Annotated in this window: 12 protein-coding genes, 2 tRNA genes and 3 pseudogenes; 8 read left to right on the forward strand and 9 right to left on the reverse strand. The window is 73.9% G+C overall.

The genetic code is table 11. The features are described 5' to 3' along the window. Window positions 1-80 (reverse strand): annotated as a pseudogene (locus tag MTQ10_RS17550) (IS5/IS1182 family transposase); the annotation flags it as partial. A gap of 303 nt (window positions 81-383) precedes the next feature. Between MTQ10_RS17550 and MTQ10_RS17555 the strand changes: the two are divergent. Both MTQ10_RS17555 and MTQ10_RS17560 read left to right on the forward strand, forming a co-directional pair. Next, window positions 384-896 (forward strand): annotated as a pseudogene (locus tag MTQ10_RS17555) (alpha/beta fold hydrolase); the annotation flags it as partial. A 30-nt stretch (window positions 897-926) separates the two neighbouring features. Then, window positions 927-1,417 (forward strand): annotated as a pseudogene (locus MTQ10_RS17560) (site-specific integrase); the annotation flags it as partial. 77 nt (window positions 1,418-1,494) lie between these two features. Here the strand turns inward: MTQ10_RS17560 and MTQ10_RS17565 are convergent. Together MTQ10_RS17565 and MTQ10_RS17570 are read right to left on the reverse strand one after the other, a co-directional pair. Next, window positions 1,495-1,567: transfer RNA gene (locus MTQ10_RS17565), tRNA-Arg, on the reverse strand. A 272-nt stretch (window positions 1,568-1,839) separates the two neighbouring features. Next, a tRNA-Ser gene (locus MTQ10_RS17570) sits at window positions 1,840-1,930 on the reverse strand. A gap of 351 nt (window positions 1,931-2,281) precedes the next feature. Here MTQ10_RS17570 and MTQ10_RS17575 point away from each other — a divergent pair. Beyond that, entirely contained in the window at window positions 2,282-2,707 is a 426-nt protein-coding gene (locus MTQ10_RS17575) for an SSI family serine proteinase inhibitor (RefSeq protein WP_374117625.1), read from the forward strand. A 368-nt stretch (window positions 2,708-3,075) separates the two neighbouring features. After that, on the forward strand, window positions 3,076-7,872 hold the full coding sequence (locus MTQ10_RS17580; protein ID WP_247469150.1) for a PAS domain-containing protein: 4,797 nt from the start codon (window positions 3,076-3,078) through the stop codon (window positions 7,870-7,872). A 112-nt stretch (window positions 7,873-7,984) separates the two neighbouring features. Here the strand turns inward: MTQ10_RS17580 and MTQ10_RS17585 are convergent, their stop codons facing one another. After that, the gene (locus MTQ10_RS17585) at window positions 7,985-8,563 is read right to left on the reverse strand and encodes a TetR family transcriptional regulator (protein WP_247469152.1); all 579 of its coding nucleotides are present in this window, start codon (window positions 8,561-8,563) and stop codon (window positions 7,985-7,987) included. A gap of 125 nt (window positions 8,564-8,688) precedes the next feature. On the opposite strand from MTQ10_RS17585, the gene MTQ10_RS17590 reads away from it, so the two are divergent. Continuing rightward, complete coding sequence (locus MTQ10_RS17590) at window positions 8,689-9,915, forward strand: MFS transporter (RefSeq protein ID WP_247469154.1); 1,227 nt, start codon at window positions 8,689-8,691, stop codon at window positions 9,913-9,915. Between the two features lie 48 nt (window positions 9,916-9,963). Here MTQ10_RS17590 and MTQ10_RS17595 read toward each other — a convergent pair whose 3' ends face one another. Both MTQ10_RS17595 and MTQ10_RS17600 read right to left on the reverse strand, forming a co-directional pair. Next, the gene (locus tag MTQ10_RS17595) at window positions 9,964-10,215 is read right to left on the reverse strand and encodes a hypothetical protein (protein WP_247469156.1); all 252 of its coding nucleotides are present in this window, start codon (window positions 10,213-10,215) and stop codon (window positions 9,964-9,966) included. Next, a complete protein-coding gene (locus tag MTQ10_RS17600; protein WP_247469158.1) occupies window positions 10,212-10,466 on the reverse strand; it encodes a hypothetical protein in 255 nt (84 codons plus the stop codon). The genes MTQ10_RS17595 and MTQ10_RS17600 overlap by 4 nt, the downstream gene beginning before the upstream one ends. A gap of 170 nt (window positions 10,467-10,636) precedes the next feature. Between MTQ10_RS17600 and MTQ10_RS17605 the strand changes: the two genes are divergently transcribed. Both MTQ10_RS17605 and MTQ10_RS17610 read left to right on the forward strand, forming a co-directional pair. After that, complete coding sequence (locus tag MTQ10_RS17605; protein WP_247469159.1) at window positions 10,637-10,879, forward strand: GntR family transcriptional regulator; 243 nt, start codon at window positions 10,637-10,639, stop codon at window positions 10,877-10,879. Between the two features lie 213 nt (window positions 10,880-11,092). Next, window positions 11,093-11,347 (forward strand): GntR family transcriptional regulator, encoded by a 255-nt coding sequence (locus MTQ10_RS17610; RefSeq protein ID WP_247469162.1) that lies wholly within the window; start codon window positions 11,093-11,095, stop codon window positions 11,345-11,347. An 84-nt stretch (window positions 11,348-11,431) separates the two neighbouring features. Here MTQ10_RS17610 and MTQ10_RS17615 read toward each other — a convergent pair whose 3' ends face one another. The 3 genes from MTQ10_RS17615 to MTQ10_RS17625 form a co-directional block, all read right to left on the reverse strand. Further along, window positions 11,432-13,075 (reverse strand): long-chain fatty acid--CoA ligase, encoded by a 1,644-nt coding sequence (locus MTQ10_RS17615; RefSeq protein ID WP_247469168.1) that lies wholly within the window; start codon window positions 13,073-13,075, stop codon window positions 11,432-11,434. Window positions 13,076-13,336: 261 nt separating this feature from the next. Beyond that, complete coding sequence (locus MTQ10_RS17620) at window positions 13,337-13,894, reverse strand: SigE family RNA polymerase sigma factor (RefSeq protein ID WP_247469163.1); 558 nt, start codon at window positions 13,892-13,894, stop codon at window positions 13,337-13,339. A gap of 558 nt (window positions 13,895-14,452) precedes the next feature. Beyond that, window positions 14,453-14,779 carry a hypothetical protein gene (locus MTQ10_RS17625; RefSeq protein ID WP_247469164.1) on the reverse strand — a complete coding sequence of 109 codons (327 nt, stop codon included), beginning with the start codon at window positions 14,777-14,779 and terminating at the stop codon, window positions 14,453-14,455. Window positions 14,780-15,125: 346 nt separating this feature from the next. Between MTQ10_RS17625 and MTQ10_RS17630 the strand changes: the two genes are divergently transcribed. Continuing rightward, a partial coding sequence (locus tag MTQ10_RS17630; protein WP_247469166.1) for a bifunctional DNA primase/polymerase occupies window positions 15,126-15,697 on the forward strand: 572 nt, incomplete at its 3' end.

Genomic DNA, 15,697 nt, shown 5'->3' on the forward strand with positions numbered 1-15,697 from the left:
AGCTTGTTGAACTGCCGCGGGCTCAGCCCGGTGAACGGACCTATCCAAGAGGGCTCCGACGCCGTGATCACACCAGCCACAGCAAAATGATCTCACCTCTGACCAGCAGTTACGGGACAACCTCTAGGGACCGGATACGACCGGTGTGAAGGATCTTGAGCAAGATCAGAGCTGTTTCGCACGGTCGGCCCGGCCCACCGCCCCACGGCCCTCTACGGTCGGTCGGGCGTCGTCCACGGTGAACGGCCCTGCCCTGGCGGCGATCCAAGCCGCGTCGGCCGCCCGGTCGGCGGCACGGGCGTCGAGGGGTTCGTCGGTGACGTGCGCACGATCATGGCGGGGACGCCGGAGGAGCTGGAGCGGATCGCGAAGGGGGCCGGCGTATGACGGTGGAACGGCACTTCGCCGGCCTCGCCGTCCTCGACCACGGAGGGGACGGCCCCGACGTCCTCCTCCTGCACGGCGCCCACCGCACCGCACTCGACCGGGAGCCCGTACGGCACCGCCTGCCAGGCCTGCGGCCGGCCGCCATGGACCTGCGCGGGCACGGCCACCCGGCCCCGGCGTCCGCCTACGAGTGGACGGCGATGCCGGCCGACGTGGACACCGTCGTCCACGGACTCGGACTCCGTCGGCGCTGGCTGGTCGGCCACTCCCTCGGCGGCGTCCTCGCCGTGCGGTACGCCGCGTCGCGGGACTGCGCGGGGGTGGTGGACCTGGACGGCTTCGGCGGCGGCGGGCCGGAGTTGCACCCCGGCCTGACCCCGGAGGAGGTCCGCGCGCGCCGCGCCGACCAGACGGCCCCGTACGCCACGGCCCCCGCCACCACGGACCCGGACGCACTGGAGGCCCGGGCACGGGCGGCGGCCGGACGCTTCGGCTGGGACCCGGACCACCAGGCGGCCCGCGCCCGCCGCTCCGAGGGCAGCCCCGACTCGGAGACCGGCGAGATCCACGTGGATCACCAGATCCAGCGGGCCGGGCGGCGGATCCCGCACCGCGAGACCAAGACGGAGGAGTCCCACGCCTTCCTTCCGGTGCCGGCGCTCTGCCTCAAGGCGCTCCGGGTGCGTCGGGCGCAGCAGACCGGCGACCGGAGGGCAGCCGGGGAGCTGTGGCAGGGCAGCCATGACCTGAGCATCACCACGAAGTACGGCACCGCGATCGAGCCGGGCCACCTCACCCGGTGTTCGACCTGCGGGCTCGCCGCGCCGGTGTCCGCGTCATCCCGCTCCGGAACACCCGGCACCCGTGCGGCTCGCTCCTGGTCGCGCTGAAGGTGCGCCCTGAGGTGGCCCAGCGGATCCTCCGGCACTCCCAGATCGCCATGACGATGGAGGTCTGCGCCGAAGCGGGCGAGGAAGAGGTCCGCGCGGCCGTCGGCACGCTGTCCGAGGCCATGGGAGGTAGCCGGTGAATCGGTTGCTGTACTTCGCTGCTGTACGACCCTGAAACGCCAGAGGCCCCGGATCGCTCCGGGGCCTCTGGTCTGTGCGCACTCGGCAGGATTCGAACCTGCAACCTTCTGATCCGTAGTCAGATGCTCTATCCGTTAAGCTACGAGTGCTTGTGTTCTGTTTTCGTCTCCGCTCCCGGTCCTTTCGGGCCGCTCGCGGCGACAGGAAGAACATTACATGACTGCCGCCGACATGTGAAATCCGATTCCCGCAGCCTGCATGACCTGCGGAAACGTCGATACGGGCGGTTCAGGGGGGAGCGCTCGGCGGCTGCCGCGGCGGGCCCGGGTCGGTGGGTGCGGGCGACGGCGGGGGGCATCGGTGTCGCGGTGCCGGGAACGGCGAAGCCCCGGTCCTGGGACCGGGGCTTCGGGATCTCGCGCGGAGGCGGAGGGATTTGAACCCTCGATGGGCTTTAAGGCCCAAACCGCATTAGCAGTGCGGCGCCATAGACCGGACTAGGCGACGCCTCCAGCACAGCCGCTCGCGCGAGCGCGAGTGGTGCGTGCAGATGATGACACAGTCACGCGTCGTGTCACCAATCGGCTCCCACGGTACTAGGCAGCCCGGCCTCAGGGCAAAGCCCTTCGGCCGGTGCGGCGGCGGGAGCTGCGCAACGTCCGGGGGCTGGGGGCGTTAGGCAGGGCATGGCACTGCTCTTCCGTCCGGCACGCCGGCTGCTCGGCGACGCCGCCGCCGTATCCGCCGTAGCGGTCGTGTCCGTTGCGTCTGTCGTATCCGTCGCGTCGATCGTCCCGGCTGCGGGTGCGGCCCTCGTCCGGCCGGGCTCTGCGCCGCACCCCAGCCCCTCCGCCCCTCCCCCTGTGCGGGACGAGGACCGGGCCGGCGGCGGTGATCATCTCGTCGTGCGGGTCGAGCATGCCGGGGCGGGGAAGGACGGGACGTACGAGGTGTACTGCAACCCTGCCGGCGGCTCCCATCCCGATGTCGACGGGGCCTGCCGGGCCGTGGAGCGGAACACGCGGTGGGGCAGCCAGCCCCTCGCTCCCGTGCCGGACGGCACCGTGTGCACCTTGCAGTACGGCGGGCCTGCGACCGCCCACGTGACCGGGACCTGGGCCGGGCGGCCCGTCGAGGCGACGTTCAGCCGGCGCAACGGGTGCGAGATCGACCGCTGGGAGCGGTATGTGCCGCTCCTTCCCGAGGTGCGCTCCGGCGCGCCGGAGACGTCGGGCGCCTCCGGCGCAGCGCCGGTGTGGACGCCGGGCGCGCGTCCGGCGGGGCGGTGACCGGCGCGGGTCGTTCGCGGTGGGTCCGGGGGCCGTTGCCGTGATCCGGGGGGCTGCATCTGTGGTGTCGAGGCCGTTGCCGTGGTCACGGGGACCGGCTCCCGGGCCGTCTCGCGGGACGTCGGTGCCGTCCCGCGAGGAGGGGGCGGAATTTTGGGTTCCCTTTCGGGTGGGGGACGGCCGGAAGGCGCCCGTACCGCCGGGGATACGGTCACACGTTCTACGTCACTTCCTCGTGCGACCTCCCTCGCATCCGCCGCCCCGGGCACAACCTCTGCGCTTAGACTCCCTCCCGTGACACGCCGCGGGCCCGTTGGCAAGATGGCCCGAGCGGTCGGCCAGGTGCGGTAACAGGGAGGAAGCGTCTCGTGAGCAGCAGGCCACCCCGAGGCGCTGCTCGCCTCGCAGCCATACTCGACGCGCTCCCCGATGCGTTGGTGCTGGTCAACGCCAACGGCACCGTCGTCAACGCGAACGCCATCGCCCTGGAGGCCTTCGAGGCGCCCGGAACCGCGCTCGTCGGGCGGGGCCTGCTCGATCTGCTGCCGCAGTTCGACTCCAAACTGATCCCGGGCTCCATGCGGCGCCCCGACCACATCGACCCGCGCGCCCGCACCAAACCGACCCGCATGATCGCGCGGCGCACCGACGGCACCGAGTTCCCCGTCGAGGTCACCAGCGCCAACCTGGAGAACAACCAGCAGACGTACGACTCCTACGGCTACAGCGGCGACGAGCTGCTGATGCTCGTCGTGCGCGACCTGTCCGGCACCATCGACACCGAGGCCGAGCTGGCCCGCTCGCAGCGGCAGACCGAGATGATCCTGCGGGCCGCCTCCGAGGGTGTCGTCGGCACGGACACCGACGGGCGGATCGTCCTCGTCAATCCGGCCGCCGCGCAGATACTCGGCTACCGGGCCAGCGACCTCGGCGGCAAGGAGCTGCACACCCTCGTCCTGCACTCGCGGGCCGACGGGGCGCCCTTCCCGTACGACGAGTCGCCCCTCGCCGACACCCTGCGCTCCGGGCGCAAGCACCGGGTGCGCGGGCAGGTGCTGTGGTCCAAGAGCGGCGACAAGGTGCCCGTCGATCTGACGACCGCGCCCGTGCGGGACGGCGACCAGCTCGTCGGCGCCGTGATGACCTTCCTCGACCGGCGGCCGTACGACACGCTCGTCAAGGAGAAGGAAGCCGCCGAGAAGAGCCACGCCGAGGAGCTGGAACGGCTCTCCGAGGAGCACGCCTCCGACCTGACCGCGCTGCGCCAGAAGCATGTCACCGAGGTCGAGGAACTCCAGGAGAGTCACGCCACCGAGATCGGCAAGCTCCGCGAGAAGCACGCGGAGGAGATCTCCGCGGCGAACGAGCGGTACGCCGCGCTCGGCGAACGCGAGAAGGACCGGTACGAGGCGCTCGCCGCCCGGCACGAGCAGCTGCTGACCCTGCTCGGCACGTCCCTGCGCGGCCCGCTCGACGAGCTGCGCCGCGAGCTGTCCAAGCTCGCCGCCGACGACGCCGGGCAGCTGTGGCCCGAGGCCAACCAGGTCCTGCACCATCTCTCCGCCGGCTACTCCCGTATCACCACCCTCATCGACAACGTCCTCGCCTATCAGCGTCTCGACGCCGAAGGCCAGGCCGTCGAGCGGACCAAGGTGATGCTGGACGGCGTCGTCGCCGCCGGTGTCGAGGGCGCGGTCGAGCTGATCGGTCCGGGGCGGGTGCAGTTCGCCGTGCACGCGCCGCCCATCGAGGCGGAGGTCGACCCGCAGCGGCTCGCCGTCGCGCTCGCGCATCTCGTCGCGGACGTCGCCGGCGTCGACGCCACCGGCAACGCGCCCGTCTCGGCGGGCGGATATATGGACAACACCGTCGTCGTCGCGGCGGCGCAGCGCGGCGAGGTCGTCCGTATCGAGGTGCGCGGGCCGTACCCCGGCGGCGACCCGGTGCACGAGCCGATCGTGCGGGGGATCGTCCGGGCGCACGGCGGTGTCCTGCAAACGCACGAGGTGCCGGGGATGAGCGGCAGCGCGTACGTCCTCGAAGTGCCGATCGGCACCGGCGCCGGAACCGTCCCCGCAGCTCCTGCCCCCGCCGAGGCCACGCCCGACCCGTCGGCGCAGGGTGCCGAGAACGCCCCGTCCGGCGGTGGCCGTCGCCGCGCCCGCCGCTCCTCCGTCGACGCCTTCCTCGACGGCGACGAGGCCGCCGAGTCGTCCGGTACGGCCGCCGAGGCCGCCCCGCAGCCCACCGGGCGCCGGCGGCGCCGCGCCGCCGCCCCGGCCGCGGAACTTCCGCCCGAGGCGCCGGCGGGCGCAGCGTCCGGGCAGGGCGCTGAGGTGGCCGTGGCGGGCGGTACGGGACGCAGGCGCCGCGCGATCGAACCCGCCGCGCCCGCCGGTGCCCCCGCCGAGGGTGCCGTCGTCACCGCCGACGAGCATGCCGCCGGTGCCGCCGCCTCGGGTACGGGGCTGGGCGGCACCGTGCCGCCGCAGGGTGTGCCCGCGTCCGGCGGACGCCGCGCCCGGCGTGCCGCCGAACCCGCCGACCAGAACGCGCTGCCGCCCGCGCTGCCCGCGCCGGGCGCCGAGAGCGCCGACGCGCCCCAGCCGACGGGGCGCCGCCGGCGTGCCCTGGCCGCCGCGGCGGAACGCGCCGCCGCGCAGGACGCCGGGCCGCGTCAGGTCTTCGCGCTGCCGCCGGCCGACGCCGACCGGCCGGAGGGCGCGGAGGAAACGGGCGTGGTGAGCCCTGCCGGTGCCGTCGGTGCGGAGCTTCCCGCCGAGGCCGGCCGGCCTGCCGGCGGAGACGGTACGGCGACCGGGGGCGCGCCCGCGCCCGCGCCGGGGGCGCCCGTCGTGCCGGGTGCGCCGGGTGGACCGGCCGTGCCGGGGGCGATGCCCGCGGCGGGGGCGGGGCCTGTGCCGGGTGCCGGGACCGTGCCGGGTGCCGGGCCTGTGCCCCCCGCCGGGGTGCAGGGCGACGCCGCGATCGACCACGGCCGCCATGACGCCGTACCCCACGACCAGAGCGACGACCACACGCCGCCGCAACCGCACCCCACCAGCGCGCCGACCGGACGCCGCAGGCGGGCCATGGCCGCCGGCCCCGCTGAGGCGGCCCCGGCCGGGACCGCTCCGGTGGCTCCCGGGGTGCCCGCCGGTGCCGCCCCGGTTCCGCCGCAGGGGCAGCCCGCACCGCAGGTCCCGGGGCAGGGGCCGGTGCCGGGCATGCCGGTCCCCGCAGGCCCGGTTCCGGCAGGCCAGGTCCCCGCAGCCCCTGTCCCCGGCCGGCCGGTCGCCGCGACGCCGGTCACCGGGCCGGGGCAGCAGGCCGGTGCCGTGCTGCCCGGACAGCAGGTCGCCACGGCGCCGGGACAGCCCGTCGCGCCCGTGCCCGGGCAGCCCTCCGTACCCCTCGCTGCGCAGGTCCCGGCACAGGCCGTACCGCAGCCCACCGCACCGGCCCCCGGCCCGCAGCCGGTGCCGGCGCAGGGCCTTCCCGCAGCTCAGGCGGCTCAAGCGGCTCAGCCGGGCACCGCGCAGGCCCAGCCCGACGCCGTACCGCAGCCTGCCGCCGCAGCGCAGCCCCCCTCCGCGCAGCCCCCGCAGGCAGCCGTACCGCAGCCGCCCGCAGCGCAGGCCCAGCCCGACGCCGTACCGCAGCCCGAGGCCGTGCCCCCGGCCGGCGCGCAGCCGACCCAGCCGGCCCCGCAGCCGGCCCCGCAGCCCGGTGTGCCCGCGCCCGGCGCCGGTCCGCTGCCGCAGCCCGGCGTGAACGGCGGCACCGGCTCCCTGCCGCTGCCCGCCGAGGCGCCGCAGCAGCCGGCCCCGCCGCAGGGCGCCGCCGGCCCTCTGCCCCCGGCCGGTACCCCGAGCAACAGCACCCCGAGCACCGGCACGCCGCTCCCGCCGGAGAACCCGGTGCCCGCCGGGCCCCGGCCCGCCGCGCACCCGTTGCCCGCGGAGGCGGCCAAGGCCGCGGCGGACCCCGACTCGACGCAGGGCAGGGCCATAAGCGTGCGCACGCTGGGCCAGGGCGTGCCGTTCACCCGGCAGGCCGCCCAGGTGCAGCAGCCGGGCCCGGCCGCCCCGGTCGGCGCGACCCCGCCCCCGCACGGGGGGACCGGTGGCGGCCGACGCCGCAAGCTCGGTACGCCTCCCGACCCGGCGGCCCGCCCGCACCCGCCGGCCGGCGAGCAGCCCCCGGCCGCTCCACAGACACCCCCGCAGCCCGCGCAGCCCCAGCCGCAGGCCGCCGCCCCGGCGCAGCCGTCGCTGCCCGGCCAGATGCGGCTCGCCCCGCCCGGCACGGAGGGCGCGGGACGGTCGTACGCCATAGGCGCCCCGGACGAGAACGCGGCAGAGGGACCGGAGCCGTTGGACGGTCCCGGCGGTGCCGTGGAGGTCGCGGACACGCCGCGCCCGCAGCCGATGGACGACGAGCTGCCGCCGGAGCCGCTGGACAATCCGCGCAGGCTGCTGGTGTGGCCGGCGCCGGACGTGAGCACGCAGCAGGCGCTCAGCGACCGCGGCTACCGGCCGGTGATCGTGCATTCGCGCGAGGAGGTGGACGCGCAGATCGCGGCGTTCCCGGCGGCGCTGTTCGTGGACCCGCTGACGGGGCCGATCACACGTACGGCACTGCAGTCGCTGCGGCAGGCGGCGGTGGCGGCCGAGGTGCCGGTGATGGTGACGGCCGGGCTGGGGCAGGCGACGAGGGAGGCGGCGTACGGCGCCGATCCCGCCGTACTGCTGAAGGCGCTCGCGCCGCGCGACAGCGAGCAGCATCCGCCGCGGGTGCTGCTGATCGAGGAGCACGCGGAGATCGCGCTGGCACTGACGTCGACGCTTGAGCGGCGCGGCATGCAGGTGGCGCGGGCCGCGAGCGACGGGGACGCGGTGGCGCTGGCGGGGCAGTTCCGGCCCAACCTGGTCGTCATGGACCTGATGCAGGTGCACCGGCGGCGGGCCGGGATCGTGGACTGGCTGCGTGCGAACGGGCAGCTCAACCGCACCCCGCTCGTCGTGTACACGGCCGCCGTGGACCCGGCGGACCTGCCGCGGCTGGCGTCCGGCGAGACGGTGCTGTTCCTCGCCGAGCGGTCCACCAGCGAGGAGGTCCAGGCGCGGATCGTGGACCTGCTGGCGCGTATCGGCACGAACTGACCGGCCTGCCCTGCCCCTCGGCGGCGGGACGGGCGCGGGCATCACCGGGCGCCGAAGCGGCGCACCACTGGGCGTCGAAGCGGCGGCATCACGGGACGCCGATGCGGCGGCATCACGGGGCGACGAGGCGGCGCACGGCCTCCTTGACGGCGGTGCGCAGCCGAGCCCGGTCGCCGTTCTCGGCGCCGACGATGATGCGGGTCATCTGCGGGAAGACGCTCACCCAGTTCGCCACGGCGATCAGCAGGAACAGCAGGTCGCCGGGGGCGTAGGCGTCGGAGATCACCCCGCGTTCCTGGGCGTCGCGGATGGCGTCGATCTTGGCGGCGTAGTGCCGGCGGCGTTCGTCCTCGTCGGGGAGTTCCGCGGTGCCGTACTCCATGCCCTCCCAGCAGAGGAGCCGCAGGAATTCCGGGTGGGCGTCGTGGTAGTCCATGACACGGTCGATCCAGCCCTCGATGTCGTCGCCGTCGACCGGGACGGAAGCGGCGAGATCGACCATGCAGTGGCCGAGGACGTGGGTGAACAGCTCCCGCTTGTTGCCGAAGTAGGCATAGATCAACTGCTTGTTGGCCTGGGCCTCGCAGGCGATGCGGTCGATTCGGGCGCCCGCGATGCCGTGGCGGGCGAACTCGGTGACCGCCGCGTCGAAGATCCGGGCCTTGGTGGCCTCGGGGTCTCTTGGTGCCATGACGGAAGTCTATCGGCACAAGCAACCAACTGTTTGGTTGACAGAGGATCGACGGTCGGCGCACAGTGGTGCCCGGTTGTCCAACCAACCAGTTAGTTACACCGCTCGAAGGAGTCCGCCCACCGATGCCGTCCTCAGCCAACCCACCGACCACATCCGCGCTCCGGCCGGCGACCCCCCTCCACAGCGAGAACGGCGGCTCACCCCTCGTCCTCCTCCTCATAGCGGTGTGCACGGCGGTCACAGCCGCCAACATCTACCTCGCGGCCCCGCTGCTGCCGCTCATCGCACGCGAGCACGGCACGACCGCGGCGGCCGTCGCCTGGATCGCCTCGGTCGCCCAGCTCGGCTACGCCGCCGGCCTGCTGTTCTTCGCCCCGCTCGGCGACACCGCGAACCGTCGCCGGCTGGTCGGCGGCCTGACCCTGGTCACCACGGTCGCGCTGGTGGCGGCGGCCCTCGCACCCGGCACGGGGGCGCTCGCGGTGGCGGTGTTCGTGGCCGCCGCCGCGACCGTCATCCCGCAGCTGCTGGTGCCGCTGGTCGCCGAGCGCGCCCCCGCCGCACGCCGGGCCCGTCATGTCGCCGCGGTCATCGCCGGCCTGTTCACCGGCATCGTCGCCGCGCGCGTGCTGGGCGGGCTGGCCGGGCAGGCGTTCGGCTGGCGGTGGGTCTTCGCGGGCTCGGCCGCCCTCACCCTGGTCCTCGGTCTGGCCACCGCCGCCGTACTCCCCTCGGAGCGCCGCCCGCGTGCCGCCTCCCTCCTCTCCGGCATCGCATCGCTGCCGGGTCTGATGCGGCGCTCCCCCGACCTGTGGCGGGCGTGCCTGCGGCAGGCGGGCATGTTCGGCGCGTGGAGCGCGCTGTGGACGTCGCTGGCGCTGCTGCTGACGGGCCCGGCGTACGGCCTGTCGACGGCGACCGCGGGCCTGTTCGGCCTGTTCGGCCTCGCCGCGACGGCGGTCGCCCCGCTGGCGGGCGGCCTGGTGGACCGCTTCGGCGCGCAGAAGGTCGTGCGGTGGGCGTACCTGGTGGCGGCCGTGTCCGTCCCCCTCTTCGGGCTGGGCGGCCACACCATGGCGGCCCTCTGGCCGGCGGCACTGGCGATCCACGCGGCCCTCGTCGCCTCCCACGTGGCCAACCAGACCCTGGCCCTGACGACCACCTCCACCCCGGCCGCCGCCAACACGGCGTATGTGGTGAGCGGCTTCGCCGGCGCCGCCCTGGCCTCCCTCGTCGCCGGCCCGGCCTTCGACCGCCTCGGCTGGGGCGGGGTGTGCGGGGTGGCGGCCGTGTGGCTGCTGATCGGCTGGGCGGCGACCGGAGCGAAGCGCGCACGCCGGGGGCGGTGAGGGGACCGGGCGCGGGCCGGGGTGAAAGCTTCGCTCCGATCCGCCCCCTCACTCCAGGGCCGTCGCCTCCAGACAATCGCCGAGTACGGCGTGCAAGGAGGGCACGAAGGCGGCGAGTTCGGCGTCCGTCGCCTTGCCCGCTTCCAGTACGGCGCCCACGACCGCGTGCAGCGCGGCTGCCGCCTGCCGTACCCGGACGTCGGCGAGGGCGTCGAGGATGCCGCCGGGTACGGCCACGGCGTAGGCGTCCTTGCCGGTGGCGGGGTGGAAGCCGAGGCATCGGAACCGGGGTGCGGTCATGCGGCGACCTCCCGGGGTACGCGGTCATGCCCGAGCGTCGCGCGTACGGCGGCCCGGCGCCGCTCCCGCTGCAACCGCATCTCCCGCTCCCAGGCGACGAGACAGGGGCGGACGAGGGGAGCCCCGTCCACGAGCACGGTCTCGGCGGGCGGACGGGTGGGGCGCGGCAGGCAGCCCGGTGAGGGCGGGGCGGCATACGCCGGACGCGGGGAAACGAACCACCGCGACAGCGCGGTCAGCAGGCTGCGCACAGGTCGACTCCTTGTCGGTCGGCTCAGCCCCGACGCGGAAGCTCTCACCCTTCCCGCCGGGGCGTTGTGTATCCAGTTAAGCACAGCACGCACACTGTGCACAGTGTGCACTGTGTGCGCAGGGTGCTATCCGGTGCGCGCAATGCATTGCACGCACAGATGATCGGTGCATGGTCGAATACGAGTGGGTGCGCATCGCGAGGGATCTTGAGCGCCGTATCCGCAGCGGGGAGGTTCCGCCAGGCGGACGGCTCGAGAACGAGCGCGAGTTGGCGGACGTCTACCAGGTCAGCGCGGGCACGGTACGGCGTGCGGTGCGGGACCTGCGGGAACGCGGCCTGGTCGAGACCCTGCCGGCCAAGGGGACATACGTCTCCGACCCGCTGCCGCCCGCTCCCGACACCCCCGCATGACGAACGGCCCCCGCCGCGACGCCGGGGCCGAATCACCGCGACAGCGCGGTCAGCAGGCTGCGCACAGGTCGACTCCTTGTCGGTCGGCTCAGCCCCGACGCGGAAGCTCTCCCCCTTCCCGTCGGGGCACTCACGCTGCTTCGAGAGCCCAGCGTGGAATACCGCAGATAACCACGGATGCGCGGAAAGGTACGGTAAACCACACTGATTTGCATGGAGCTTGATCGCACGCGTCCGCTTTGGCGTCAGATCGCGGCCGAGATCATCCGGCGGATCCAGGACGGGACGTATCCGCCGGGCAGCCGAGTGCCGTCCACGCTGGAGCTGGCGCAGGAGTTCGACGTCGTGAACGCGACCGCCGCCAAGGCCATGCGGCATGTCCGGGAGCAGGGGTGGACGCGGGGCGAGGTGGGACTGGGGACGTTCGTCGCCGACTCGCTGCCGCAGGGGCCCGGCTCCCCCGCGTGAGGCGGTCCGGCTCCCCCGCGTCCCCCGCATGAGGAACGGCCCCCGCCGCGACGCCGGGGGCCGTTCGCCGTGTGCTGCGGCGGGTCAGAGTGTGGTGACGTCCAGGGCGCCCTCCGCGTACTGCTTGCGGATGACCTTCTTGTCGAACTTGCCGACCGACGTCTTCGGCACCGCCTCGATCAGCGTCCAGCGCTCCGGGAGCTGCCACTTGGCGATGTGGCCCTCCTCGGCGAGGAAGGTGCGCAGGGCGGCGAAGTCGGCGGTCGCACCCTCCTTGAGGACGACCGTGGCCAGCGGGCGCTCGCCCCACTTGTCGTCGGGTACGGCGACGACCGCCGCCTCCGCCACGTCCGGGTGGGACATGAGCGCGTTCTCCAGCTCCACCGAGCTGATCCACTCGCCGCCGGACTTGATGACGTCCTTGGCGCGGTCGGTGAGGGTGAGGAAACCGTCGGGGGAGATCGTGCCGACGTCGCCGGTCTTGAGCCAGCCGTCCTCGCTGAACTTGTCGGCGGGGCGCAGGGGTTCGCCGTCGGGGCCGTTGTAGTAGGCGCCGGCGATCCACGGGCCGCGGACCTCCAGCTCGCCGGCGGACTCGCCGTCCCAGGGGAGGCGTTCGCCGCCGGGGCCGGTGAGGCGGGCCTCGACGCCGGCGGGGAAGCGGCCCTGGGTGAGCCGGTAGCCGAACTCCTCGTCGGTGCCGACCGCGTGGGCCGGCGGGCGGGCGACCGTGCCGAGCGGGGAGGTCTCCGTCATGCCCCAGGCGTGACAGACCCGCATGCCGAGCTTGTCGAAGGCCTCCATGAGGGACGGCGGGCAGGCGGAGCCGCCGATGGTGACCTGAGTGAGGCTGGAGACGTCGCGGGGGCGGGCGGTCAGCTCGCCGAGGAGGCCCTGCCAGATGGTGGGGACGGCTGCGGCGTGCGTGGGCCGTACCGTCTCGATCATCTCGGCGAGGGGCGCAGGCTGGAGGAAACGATCCGGCATGAGCAGGTTCACGCCGGTCATGAAGGTGGCGTGGGGCAGGCCCCAGGCGTTGACGTGGAACTGCGGTACGACGACCAGGGAGGTGTCCTGGTCGGTGAGGCCCATGGACTGGGCCATGTTGACCTGCATGCTGTGCAGGTAGATCGAACGGTGGCTGTAGACCACGCCCTTGGGGTCGCCGGTCGTGCCGGAGGTGTAGCACATGGCGGCGGCGGAGCGCTCGTCCAGCTCGGGCCACTCGTACGCGTCGGGCTTCCCGGCGAGCAGCTCCTCGTACTCGTGGACCTGGGCGTGCGCGTCCGCGAGGAGGGAGCGGTCTCCGGGCCCGGTGACGACGACGTGCTCGACCGTCTTGAGGTGCGGCAGCAGCGGGGCGAGCAGGGGCAGCAGGGAGCCGTTGGCGATGATCACGCGGTCGGCGGCGTGGTTGACGATCCACGCGAGCTGCTCGGCGGGCAAGCGCAGGTTGAGGGTGTGGAGCACGGCGCCCATGGAGGGGATGGCGAAGTACGCCTCGACGTGCTCGGCGTTGTTCCACATGAGGGTGGCGACGCGGTCGTCGTCGCGGACGCCCAGGTCGTCGCGGAGGGCGTGGGCCAGCTGGGCGGCGCGGGTGCCGATCTCGGCGTAGGAGCGGCGGTGCGGTTCCCCCTCGCCGGTCCATGTGACGACCTGCGAGGTGCCGTGGATGCGTGACCCGTGGGTCAGGATCCTCGAGATCAGCAGCGGTACGTCCTGCATGGTGCTCTGCACGGCGTCCTCCAAGGCGACTTTGCCTACGCGGCGGTAGCTGGTTGCGCTGATTCTGCGCACATACCGCGCGGTATGTCACTAGGAAGCGATGATCGATCACCGCGCAGATCGCCGCACATCAAGGCTCAGGGTGCCGCATTCTCGAACAAACAGCAGCTCAGAGCAGGGGGCGGGCGGGCTCCGGTCCCGGGCCGGGGCGGGAAAACCGGGTCCCGTTCCGAAAGCCGGGCCCAGGTCACGCGCAAGCGGCTACCGGACGAGTCCCAGCTCGGGGTCCTCGCGGAGCTTGCCGAGGGCCCGGGACACGGCCGACTTCACGGTGCCGACCGACACGCCCAAGACCTCGGCGGTCTGGGCCTCGCTCAGATCCTCGTAGTACCTGAGGACGACCATCGCCCGCTGCCGGGCCGGCAGCTTCATGACCGCCCGCCACATCGCGTCGTGCAGCGCCTGCCGCTCCGCCGGGTCGCCCTCGCCGGGCAGCGGGTCGGGCTCGGGCAGCTCGTCGGTGGCGAACTCGTCCACCTTGCGCTTGCGCCACTGCGAGGTGCGGGTGTTGACGAGGGCGCGGCGCACATAGCCGTCGAGGGCGCGATGGTCCTCGATGCGCTCCCAGGCGACGTACGTCTTGGCGAGCGCCGTCTGGAGCAGGTCCTCCGCGTCGTTGGCGTTCGCGGTGAGGGTGCGGGCGGTCCGCAGCAGCACCGGCCGGCGGGCCCGGACGTACGACGAGAAGGACGGGTAGGCGCCGGTCCGCGTCGCCGGGGCAGCGGCCGTCGAAGCGCTGGTGCAGACGGGTGTGGTCATGACTCAACGCTAGGAGCGGGAGGCGTCGTCGGGGATCGGCCGCAGGTGCCGAAGCCGGGTCCGCCTCAGGTTGTAGGGGTAGGGCTGGCTACACCTCCTGCAGGTGGAGGGGGAGTGGGGCCGTACTGCGGGTTCACCCCTGAGGGCCGGGTGCGCGCACGCCTGCGGGAGGAGGCCGGGGGCCCGGGCGCGCGGGCCGGGCTCACCGGCCGGAGACACGGGCCCCGGCCGGGCCGCCGCCTGCGCGACGGCCGGACCCACGGGCCCCCGGCCCGGACACCCGCCTGCACGAACGCCGGACCCACAGCCCCCCGGCCCGGACACCCGCCTGCACGAACGCCGGACCCACAGCCGCCCGCCGTACACACGCTGCACAACCGCTTGTCCCACAGCCCCTCGCCGTAGACACGCCTGCACAACCGCTTGCCCCACAGCCCCCCCACCGGCCACACGCCTGCGCGGCGGCGCCGTCGAGGCACCGCCGCGCAGGCTGCTGTCCCCTTGTTCACCCCACGAAGCACACACCGGGGGAGGCGCGCCGGGGCGCCTCCCCGCGGCTCACCACCACAGCGGCGTGAAGCTGACCGCCACGTTCTCGTTGCCCTGGTTGACGGCGGTGAAGGCCGAGCCGTTGACCTGTGCGGTATTGCTCTGGTTCGAGGCTCCGGCGCCGATCGCCTGCTGCTGTGTGGTCGACGAGTTGCCGCTGTTGTTGCCTCCGACGCCGCTGCCGACGATGCCCTGGGCCGCGTTGGTGACGGTCGCGCTCGATCCGTTGTCCGCGAACGCGCCGTTGTCCGCCGCGGCGACGCCGGTGAAGAGGGCGGCGGCCAGCGGGAGGGCGGAAACGGCGGCGACGACGCGGGCGGTACGGATGCTTGCCATGGGTGTTCCTCCAGAACCAGATCACTCGTCAAGTACGGCTGTGTCCAGGGCGGTTGGCCGACCGCCTCGGTGCTGTGAGCGACGTCGCGAGATCAGAGTTGCCCAGGGAACCCCGGCGAACCACCCCGGAAGCCCCGATTCGCACGCAAGCGTGATGACATGTCGATAAACCCTCTTCAACGACTTTGTCCCACCAGAACACACAGGACCGGACACGAGGAGCACCCCACCCCAAGCACCGCAAGAGATGAACCGTTACGGCACATTTCCGGCCAAATTCCCCGCCCCGGCGCGCCGCACCCGGCCACCCCTTCCCCTATTCGAACGAACGTACGACACTGGAGGTATGGCCACCATCGACCGGCAGGCCAGGACGCTGGCCCTCGCCCACGCGCTGACCGCCGCCGAACGCGGCCTGGCCGTCATCCCCCTGTCCCGGACGAAGCTCCCGGCCCTGCGCTCCCCGCACCGCGACGACCCCGCCGCGCCGCCCTGCCACGGCGAGTGCGGGCGCCACGGCCACGGCGTGTACGACGCGACGACCGACCCCGCCCGCATCCGCGAGCTGTTCGCCGCCGCCCCCTGGGCCACCGGCTACGGCATCGCCTGCGGCCTGCCCCCGCACCACCTGATCGGCATCGACCTCGACACCAAGAACGGCACGGACTCCTCCGCCGCGCTGCGCGACCTGGCGCGGCGGCACCGGTTCACGATCCCGCCGACGGTCGTCGTCCTCACCCCGTCCGGCGGCCGGCACCTGTGGCTCACCGGCCCGCCGGACACCCCCGTCCCCAACTCGGCGAGCCGCCTGGCCCCCGGCATCGACATCAGAGGCGCCGGCGGCTACCTCGTGGGCCCCGGCTCCCGCACCGCCCACGGCGTCTACACCACCGCCCCCGGCACGGCACACCTCACCCC

Origin of the sequence: Streptomyces sp. XM83C, from assembly GCF_023072675.1 — a bacterium.
In the GTDB taxonomy this organism is placed as follows: domain Bacteria; phylum Actinomycetota; class Actinomycetes; order Streptomycetales; family Streptomycetaceae; genus Streptomyces; species Streptomyces thermocoprophilus.

Coding starts and splice junctions, on each gene's coding strand:
- MTQ10_RS17610 (WP_247469162.1), top strand. CDS start 11,093: ATGGAGCTTGATCGCACGCGTCCGCTTTGGCGTCAGATCGCGGCCGAG.
- MTQ10_RS17620 (WP_247469163.1), bottom strand. CDS start 13,894: ATGACCACACCCGTCTGCACCAGCGCTTCGACGGCCGCTGCCCCGGCG.
- MTQ10_RS17590 (WP_247469154.1), top strand. CDS start 8,689: ATGCCGTCCTCAGCCAACCCACCGACCACATCCGCGCTCCGGCCGGCG.
- MTQ10_RS17625 (WP_247469164.1), bottom strand. CDS start 14,779: ATGGCAAGCATCCGTACCGCCCGCGTCGTCGCCGCCGTTTCCGCCCTC.
- MTQ10_RS17585 (WP_247469152.1), bottom strand. CDS start 8,563: ATGGCACCAAGAGACCCCGAGGCCACCAAGGCCCGGATCTTCGACGCG.
- MTQ10_RS17595 (WP_247469156.1), bottom strand. CDS start 10,215: ATGACCGCACCCCGGTTCCGATGCCTCGGCTTCCACCCCGCCACCGGC.
- MTQ10_RS17605 (WP_247469159.1), top strand. CDS start 10,637: ATGGTCGAATACGAGTGGGTGCGCATCGCGAGGGATCTTGAGCGCCGT.
- MTQ10_RS17615 (WP_247469168.1), bottom strand. CDS start 13,075: ATGCAGGACGTACCGCTGCTGATCTCGAGGATCCTGACCCACGGGTCA.